Consider the following 8,889-nt stretch of genomic DNA (forward strand, 5'->3'; position numbering starts at 1 on the left):
GGCGGGCCCGGCTTGATGCCCTGCGCCTGGCGGATGGAGTCGTCCTTGGCCAGCTCCGAGGGCCGTTCCCCCATGGCCCAGAGTGGAGCGCGCACCAGCACGTCTTTCAAGTCCCCGGTGTGCAGGGGGGCCAGGGGTGCCAGGTAAGGGATGCCGAAGGAACGCAGGGAAGCCATGTGTACCAGGATAAGCAAAAGCCCTATCATCACCCCGAAAATCCCCAGGGTAGCCGCCAGGGCCATCATGGGGAAGCGCAAAAGGCGCATGGTGATGGCCAGGTTGAAAACCGGCGCCACAAAGGAAGCAATCCCGGTCAGGGCCACGACTATAACCATCAGGCTGGATACGATACCGGCCGAGACGGCCGCCTGGCCGATCACCAGGGCTCCCACTATGCTCACCGCCTGGCCCACGTTCCGCGGCAGGCGGACCCCGGCCTCCCTCAAAGCCTCAAAGGTGAATTCCATCAAAAAGGCTTCCACAAAGGCGGGGAAGGGTACTCCCTCCCGGGAGGCTGCTATGGAGATCAACAAACGGGGAGGAATCATTTCCTGGTGGAAGGTGGTAAGGGCTATGTAAAGCGACGGTAATATGAGCGAGGCCAAAAAGGCAATGTACCGGAGCCACCGTATGGCCGTGGCCAGGAAGAAGCGCTCGTAGTAGTCCTCGGAAGCCTGCATGAAAACGACAAACTCAGCGGGCACGACCAGTACAAAGGGAGTGCCGTCGGTGATAATAGCCACGCGGCCGTCCAGAAGCATGCTTACCACCCGGTCGGGGCGCTCGGTACGGAACACCTGCGGGAACGGCGAGTACGGGAAGTCCTCGATCAATTCCTCGATGTGGCCGCTCTCCAGGATGCCGTCCACCTTGATGCGGGCGAGACGCTCCTTCACCTCCTGCACCAGCCGGGGGTCGGCCAGCTCCCTGAGATAAACCACCTCCACGAACGTGCGGGTGCGCTCCCCCAGGGTGATTCTCTCCACCACCAGGTTGGGACTGCGCAGGTGGCGGCGGACGAGCGAGGTGTTGGTGCGCAGCAGCTCGGTGAACCCTTCCCGGGGTCCCCGTATCACGCTTTCACTGTTCGGCTCCTCGATCTTCCGCACCGGCCACCCGGAGGCGTCAACCAGGAGTGCCAGTGCTTCCCCCTCGATGAATAAGGCCACCTCGCCATAGAGGACCCCGTCGAGCAGTTCAAAAGCGTTGGTGGCTTCCTTCAACGAGCAGGTATTGATCATGAAGTTGCGGACCAGGGCGAGCAGGTCCCCGGTCTTCCCTCCCAGGCCGGCCATGCGGGCTTCCAGCGTGAGGCCTTTGATCAAAGTGTCGTTGACCGTACCTTTGTCTACCAGACCGTCAATAAAAACAACGGCCGCGGGCATGCCCCCGCCGGCACCCAGCTGGAACTCCCGGATGACCAGGTCGCTGCTGTGCCCCAGGACCTGCTTGACCAGGGCCACGTTATCCTTTACACGGGCGCTCAGGGTTATTTTCTCCAGTTCCCTGGCCTCATAGCTGTGCTCCCACTGGATGCGGCTCTCCGTGAGGGATTGTTTTTTCTGACTCCTCCCCGGCAGAATCCGGGCCAGTTTTTTTAAAATGCGGGCCAAGGGTACACCTCCCGGAAATGGAACGGATGGTGAATTACCCCTCCGAGAAGGTATTATGAGTTGACCGGGGAGGTTTTATCCAACCGGACCGGGTTTAAAAAAGCACCGGCTCAACCGGTGCTCTGGCGACAGTCTTTCCGAAAACAGTTCCTGTGCTCATTGTTTTCCTCCGCCATCAGGAGGGGGGCAGCTCTAACCCTGCATACCGGCACCCGCGGCCACCCCGTTTTTCCGCCCGGCCATGAGTACCTCCCGGGCTTCGGCCACCATGTACAGTGAACCGGTTATGCAGACCAGCTCATCCGGACGGGCCAGTGACAGGGCATACTCCACGGCTCCGGGCACCGACTCCATAGTGTGAACCCGGGGCACGTACTTCCGGGCCTCCTCAGCCAGGCGCTGCCAGTCTCCGGCCCGGGGACTGTTGGGCCGTGTGACCACCACCTCCCGGGCCCGGGGGGCCAGTTCAGCCACCACACGGCTCCGCTCCTTATCCCCCAGCATACCTATAACCAGCACCACTTCCCGGCCGGGGAAATAGTCTTCCAGGGCCCTGGCCAGGCTCCGGGCACCGTCGTAGTTATGGGCACCGTCCAGGATCACCACGGGCCGCTCCATGACGACCTCCAGCCTGGCCGGCCAGCACGTTGCTGCCAGGCCACGGTACAGGGCTTCCTGCGGAATGGAAAACCCCTGCTCCACCAGCAATTCCACCACTGCCACCGCACCGGCGGCATTCACCACCTGATGTCGCCCCAGGAGGGGTATAAATAGGTCCCGGTACGTACGGCGCAGGCCGTGCACCGTCAGGTACTGTCCCCCCTGCTCGAACCCGCCCCCGGCCGCCTCCCACAAAACCGCGCGGCAGGGAATACACCCCTTGAACCCGCTCCCGCCGCTGGATTCCACCAGCACCATGGGTGACCCATTATTCCGGCAGGACCGGGCCACAACCTCCAGGGCTTCACCCCGGCAGGCCGTCACCAGGGGCACCCCGGGCTTGATAATACCTGCCTTGACGGTGGCAATCTCACGGATGGTCCGGCCCAGGTAATCCATATGGTCCATGGATACGTTGGTAATTACCGTGACCAGGGGTCTTGATACCACATTGGTGGAGTCAATGGCCCCCCCCAGTCCCACCTCGAGGATTAAGAAATCCACCCCTTCTTCGTAAAAATACTGGAAGGCCATGGCGGTACTAACCTCAAATTCGGTGGGGTGCTCGAAGCCCTGTGCTACCATGGCATCCAGGTGGGGTTTCAGCCGGTCGATTAACGCGGCCACCCGCTCGCGGGAAATTTGTACCCCGTCGATTTGATACCTTTCCGTATAAGCATGCAGGTGGGGGGAGGTGAAGGTGCCCGTCCGGTAACCGGCAGCGGTGAGGACGGAAGCCACCATAGCGGTGGTTGAACCCTTCCCGTTGGTACCCCCGATGTGCACAACCTTCAGCTTTTCCTGCGGGTCCCCCATCCGGCGCAAAAGCTCCTTGATGCGTCCCAGCCCGAAATTCATCCCGAATCTGGTAAGGTTCTGGAGGTACGTCATGGCTTCTTCGTACTGCACCGCCGTCACCTCGAACAAAAAGAATATCCCCTGAAGTAGCACCGGCCAATTTACGCCGGGTTATCCTTTGTTTTCAAGCACGGCCAGGCGTTCCCGGATGGCTGACGATTTCCCGGCCAGCTCTTTTTCCCTGGTCCTTTCCTTTTCAACCACTTCCGCCGGAGCTTTGGCCAGGAAACCTTCGTTCCGCAGCTTGCCCCGCACCCGCCCGAGCTCTTTCTCCACGGAAGCAAGTTCCTTTTTCAGGCGTGCCAGTTCCCGGTCAATGTCAATGAGCCCGGCCAGGGGCACATAAAACTCCACTCCGCGGGCCACCCCGTGGGCAGACTGTGGAGGAACCCGGTCCAGTTCAGGCTTTACCTCCACCCGGCAGCGGGCCAGCTCCTGGATGTAATCCTGCCACTGCTGGATCAGGCCCCGGGTACCGCGGTCGGCCACAACCAGGATGACATCCGCGGTCCGGCCCGGAGGGACGTTCATTTCGCTCCTGACGTGCCGGATGGACCGGATTACCTCCATGAGTACCGCCATCCCGGCCTCAGCCTCTTCATCCCGCAACTCCGGCCGGTATACCGGCCAGGGGGCATGCATCACCGTGGGTCCTTCGTGAGGGAGGCGCTGCCAGATTTCCTCGGTAATGAACGGCATAAAGGGGTGAAGCAGCTCCATGGCCCCCCGCAGCACCCGGGCCAGCACATCCTGGGCACAGGCCCGGTCCCGGCTGTCCCTGGCACGGTAAAGGCGGGGCTTGACCAGCTCGATATACCAGTCGCAGAATTCATCCCAGATGAATTCGTAAATAACCCGGGCAGCCTCACCCAGCTCATAGGACTCCAGGAACCGTGTCACTTCCCGCACGCAGGCCTGGAAGCGGCTCAATATCCAGCGGTCGGCCAGGGTATGTGCTTCCCTGCCCGGGGCGGCAGCCGGGTCGTAATCCTGAAGGTTCATCAGGGCAAAGCGGGAAGCGTTCCAGATCTTGTTGGCGAAATTTCTGGCCCCATCCAGGCGCTCAAAGTGAAAACGCAGGTCGTTGCCGGGCGTGTTGCCGGTTACCAGCATGAAACGCAGGCTGTCCGCACCGTGACTCTCAATAACATCAATGGGGTCCACACCGTTCCCCAGGGACTTGCTCATTTTCCGCCCCAGGGCGTCCAGTACGAGGCCGTGAATGAACACTTCCCGGAAAGGCACTTCCTGCATGAAGTGAAGGCCGCTCACGATCATCCGGGCCACCCAGAAGAAGATAATATCCCGGCCCGTCACCAGCACGGAGGTGGGATAATAGTAATCCAGCTCCGGCGTTTTTTCCGGCCAGCCGAGGGTGGAAAAAGGCCACAGGGCCGAGGAGAACCAGGTGTCCAGCACGTCGGGGTCCTGCTCCAGCCGGGTCGAACCGCAGCGGGTACATCTCAGGGGCGGCTCCTTGGCGGCGATGACCTCCTCGCAGTCCCGGCAGTACCACACCGGAATGCGGTGGCCCCACCAGAGCTGGCGGGAAATGCACCAGTCCCGGATGTTTTCCATCCAGTTCAGGTATATTTTTGTAAAACGTTCCGGGACGAAGCGGATGCGGCCTTCCTTAACCGCCCGGATGGCCGGCTCGGCCAGTGGTTTCATACGTACAAACCACTGGCGGGAAAGCATGGGTTCAATAACCGTGTTGCAGCGGTAACAGTGTCCTACGGCGTGGTTGTGGTCTTCCACTTTGACCAGGTAACCCTGCTCTTGCAAATCCCTGATGATCCTTTTGCGGCACTCCCAGCGGTCCAGCCCCCGGTAAGGCCCGGCCTCCTCATCCATGACAGCGTCCTTGTTGATCACGCGCACCTGGGGCAGGTTGTGCCGCCGGCCCACCTCAAAGTCATTGGGGTCGTGAGCGGGGGTAATCTTCACCGCCCCGGTGCCAAACGAGGGATCGACGTATTCATCAGCAATGACGGGCATTTCCCGGCCTACGAGTGGCAAAACCAGGGTTTTGCCCACCAGGTGCCGGTAGCGTTCGTCTTCGGGATGAACGGCTACGGCCACGTCCCCCAGCATGGTTTCCGGCCTGGTGGTGGCCACGGTAATGGCATCGAGGCCGTCCCTGGTGGGGTATTTGATATAGTAGAGCTGCCCGGGCCTGTCCAGGTGCTCCACTTCAATATCGGAAATGGTAGTCTGACAGCGGGGGCACCAGTTGACGATGTAATAGTCCCGGTAGATGAGGCCTTCCTCGTAAAGCCTCAGGAAAACCTCTTTGACCGCCCTCGAACATCCCTCGTCCATGGTAAAACGCTCCCGGTCCCAGTCGCATGAAGCCCCCAGACGGCGGAGCTGGTGCGTTATCCGCCCACCGTACTGTTCCTTCCAGGCCCAGACCCGTTCCAGGAACTTCTCCCGGCCCAGGTCGTACCTGCTTTTGCCTTCTTTAGCCAGTTGTTCTTCCACCCTGGCCTGGGTGGCAATACCCGCATGGTCGGTACCCGGAAGCCACAGGGTATTATAGCCCTGCATGCGGCGCCAGCGGGTGAGAATATCCTGCAGGGTATTATCCAGGGCATGTCCCATGTGCAACTGCCCCGTCACATTGGGCGGGGGCATGACAATGGAAAAAGGCTCCCGGCCGTCAACCCCGGCCTGAAAGAATTTATGCTCCTCCCAGTAGCGGTACCACTTTTCCTCGACAGCCCGGGGGTCGTAAGTGGTGGGCATGTCAAATTTCGTCATAATGCCTCTCCTCCCTGTAATCTGTGAAACATTATAATTTGATCCCCGCATTTTAGCAACCTCCGTGACAAAATCCTGGCATCAAATGCTAAGAGCCAAATACAGTTATTTTAGGGGAAAAACAAGCCATGGATGCGGGGGTGTTAAAAAGTGGGCAGGCCCAGGTTGTTGCTGGTACTTTTGCTGCTCTTGAGCCTTACCCTGGCGGCAGGTGCCATGGTCACCAGAAGGTTCGGTGAATCGCAGGCGGAGACCAACACCATCCGGCTGGTGGAAGGACCGCGTTCGGTCTACCACCTGCCCCATTACATAGCTCTGGCCCTGGGCTTTTTCAAGGAAGAGGGGCTGGAAGTGGTCCTGGAAAACACCGCGAACGAGCAAACATTGCTTCCCGCCCTGGCCGACAACCGGGCTGACGTGGCCCTGGCCGGGCTGGAGCAGGTCATCTACAGCCGCGCGGAAGGCTCACCGGGTGATCTGGTTGCCTTTGCCGCATTAACCGGGCGTGACAGCCATTTTCTGCTGGCACGCGAAGCAAAAGCACCTTTTAAATGGGCCGACTTGAAGGGGAAAACCGTGATTGCCGGGTGGCCGGAGAACATTGAGACAGTGCTTTTAGAAGGGCTTTTAAGAAAAAACGGGCTCGCCCCCTACCGGGAGGTGACTCTCTACACCAACATCCCGGCGTCTCTACGCACAGGTGCCTTTTCAGCGGGAGCGGGAGATTTCATCATCATGGCGGAACCCCAGGCCTCAATGGCGGAAAATACGGGGCTGGGCCGGGTGGTGGTCTCGCTGGGTAAAGAAGCGGGCCCCCTGCCGGCCGCGGTCTACGTGACCAGGGAAGATCTCATCCGCAAAAACCCCGCCGCGCTGCAGCGTTTTACAAATGCCGTCTACAAGGCCCAACTCTGGCTCGCCCGGCACAGCACCCCGGAGGTCGCCCGGGTGGTCAGCCCCTATTTGAGGGACGTGGACGGAAACCTGCTCACGCAGGCTATCGAGCGCTACCGGGCACAGGAAACCTGGGCGGCGAACCCGGTTATCGACCGGGACAGGTATAACTACCTCATGGATTTGCTGGACCAATCCCGGGAAGTTGCCAGGAAGGTCCCCCCGGAACAGGTCATAAACAACCGGTTCGCCCGGGAAGCAGTGGAAACCGTCCGTTACTTTCCAGAGAAACCTAAAATGAACTGGCTTCAGAGGTTAAAGACACAGATACAAAGTTAAAAGGGACGCGGCCCTCCAGAACAACAGCCCCGGCAGAAAACCGGGGCTTTTAGTATACCCTAACCCACCCAATCCTCGATAACCCGCCAGAGCTCGTCCCGCCCTTCACGGGTACGTGCGGAAAATTTAATAAGCCTGTCCTCCTCCACTAAACCGAGGGTCTGCCGGACCACCTGCAACTGCTGCAGGCCCTGGCTCCTGGAAAGCTTGTCCGCCTTGGTGGCAACGACCACCGCAGGGAGGTGGTGGTGCTTCAGCCACTGGTACAGCTGCACGTCCTGGGCAGTGGGAGGGTGGCGCAGATCTACGATCTGAACAACCCCCCGCAGCTCCGGGCGGTGGGACAGGTATCCCTCAATCAACGGCCCCCAGTTCAGTCGCACTTTCTCGGGGACCCGGGCATAACCGTACCCGGGCAGGTCGACAAGGTAAAACCGCTTGTTGATGAGGTAAAAATTAATGGTACGGGTCCTACCCGGAGTATTGCTGGTGCGGGCCAGGTTCCGGCGGTTGACCAGGCAGTTCAACAGGGAGGACTTCCCCACATTAGAACGCCCGGCCAGGGCTACCTCGGGCCTGCCCCCGTCCGGGCACCTGTTCAATTCAGTTATACTTCTAACGAACTCAGCAGAAACGATGTTCATGGATCGTGGCCGGATCCTCCTTGACCGGTATCACGGGCTGGTAGGAGACCCCGGGTTCCTCCCCGGAAGGGGAGCCCAGTTCAGCAGCTTCATGCTTCTGCTCTTTTTCCAGGAGGGCTACCTCCAGGACTTCATCCATGTGCTCCACCTGGATGAACTTCATCTTGCTCCTGACATTGGGCGGGACATCGTCGAGCTCCTTGCGGTTATCTCTGGGTAAGATGACCGTAGTGATGCCGGCCCTGTGTGCGGCCAGCACTTTTTCCTTGATGCCGCCTACAGGGAGCACACGACCCCTCAGGGTAATCTCCCCGGTCATGGCCACGTCATGGCGCACCTTGCGCCCCGTGAAGGCTGAAGCCAGGGCACAGGCCATGGTAATACCGGCTGAAGGCCCGTCCTTGGGTATGGCCCCTTCAGGCACATGGATGTGGATATCATGTTTGTCAAACATTTCTGGATCTATCCCCAGCTCTGCCGCCCGGCTGCGTACATAACTGTAACTGGCCTGGGCGGATTCTTTCATCACATCACCCAGTTTACCCGTCAGGGTAAGCCGCCCGGTACCCCGGTAAATGGTAACTTCAATGGCCAGCGTATCGCCGCCAACCTCGGTCCAGGCCAGGCCTGTGGCCACACCAATCTGGTCCTCCTGTTCGACCACCCCGTAACGGAACCTGGGTGTTCCCAGGTAGTGTTCCAGATTCTGCACGGTAATGCGCACTTTTTTAGCCTCTTCCGCCACGATCTGCCGGGCTGCCTTGCGGCAAAGAGCTGCAATCTGGCGCTCCAGGTTGCGGACACCACTTTCGCGGGTGTATTCCCGTATAATGCGGCGGATGGCCTTTTCGGAAACGCTGAACATCTCACGTGTCAAACCGTGTTCTTTCAGCTGTTTGGGCAGAAGGTGCCTTAAGGCAATCTGCACTTTTTCCTCTTCGGTATAACCGGAGATCTGGATGACTTCCATGCGGTCCAGGAGGGGCCGCGGGATATTGTGCTGGACGTTGGCCGTGGTGATGAACATTACGTTGGAAAGGTCGAATGGTACTTCGATGTAGTGGTCGCTGAAGCTGCTGTTCTGTTCGGGGTCCAGCACTTCCAGCAGGGCTGCCGAC

The 8,889-nt window shown here is 59.8% G+C and carries 6 protein-coding genes; 1 reads left to right on the forward strand and 5 read right to left on the reverse strand.

The features are described from left to right. The 3 genes from ACPLUI_RS07430 to ACPLUI_RS07440 form a co-directional block, all read right to left on the reverse strand. Window positions 1-1,613 (reverse strand): spore germination protein (locus ACPLUI_RS07430; protein ID WP_424659634.1); only part of this gene is annotated, 1,613 nt, incomplete at its 3' end. A gap of 192 nt (window positions 1,614-1,805) precedes the next feature. Then, the gene (locus ACPLUI_RS07435; RefSeq protein WP_424659635.1) at window positions 1,806-3,200 is read right to left on the reverse strand and encodes a bifunctional folylpolyglutamate synthase/dihydrofolate synthase; all 1,395 of its coding nucleotides are present in this window, start codon (window positions 3,198-3,200) and stop codon (window positions 1,806-1,808) included. A 42-nt stretch (window positions 3,201-3,242) separates the two neighbouring features. Beyond that, window positions 3,243-5,894 carry a valine--tRNA ligase gene (locus tag ACPLUI_RS07440; RefSeq protein ID WP_424659636.1) on the reverse strand — a complete coding sequence of 884 codons (2,652 nt, stop codon included), beginning with the start codon at window positions 5,892-5,894 and terminating at the stop codon, window positions 3,243-3,245. 150 nt (window positions 5,895-6,044) lie between these two features. On the opposite strand from ACPLUI_RS07440, the gene ACPLUI_RS07445 reads away from it, so the two are divergent. After that, the gene (locus ACPLUI_RS07445) at window positions 6,045-7,127 is read left to right on the forward strand and encodes an ABC transporter substrate-binding protein (RefSeq protein WP_424659637.1); all 1,083 of its coding nucleotides are present in this window, start codon (window positions 6,045-6,047) and stop codon (window positions 7,125-7,127) included. 59 nt (window positions 7,128-7,186) lie between these two features. Here ACPLUI_RS07445 and yihA read toward each other — a convergent pair whose 3' ends face one another. Both yihA and ACPLUI_RS07455 read right to left on the reverse strand, forming a co-directional pair. Beyond that, window positions 7,187-7,771 (reverse strand): ribosome biogenesis GTP-binding protein YihA/YsxC, encoded by a 585-nt coding sequence (yihA, locus tag ACPLUI_RS07450; protein WP_424659638.1) that lies wholly within the window; start codon window positions 7,769-7,771, stop codon window positions 7,187-7,189. Next, window positions 7,752-8,889: S16 family serine protease (locus ACPLUI_RS07455; protein WP_424659639.1), on the reverse strand; the 1,138-nt coding region annotated here is incomplete at its 5' end. The genes yihA and ACPLUI_RS07455, both read right to left, overlap by 20 nt.

It is taken from the genome of Desulfofundulus sp. (genome assembly GCF_049701015.1).
Lineage (GTDB): Bacteria > Bacillota > Desulfotomaculia > Desulfotomaculales > Desulfovirgulaceae > Desulfofundulus.

Coding starts and splice junctions, on each gene's coding strand:
- ACPLUI_RS07440 (WP_424659636.1), bottom strand. CDS start 5,894: ATGACGAAATTTGACATGCCCACCACTTACGACCCCCGGGCTGTCGAG.
- yihA (WP_424659638.1), bottom strand. CDS start 7,771: ATGAACATCGTTTCTGCTGAGTTCGTTAGAAGTATAACTGAATTGAAC.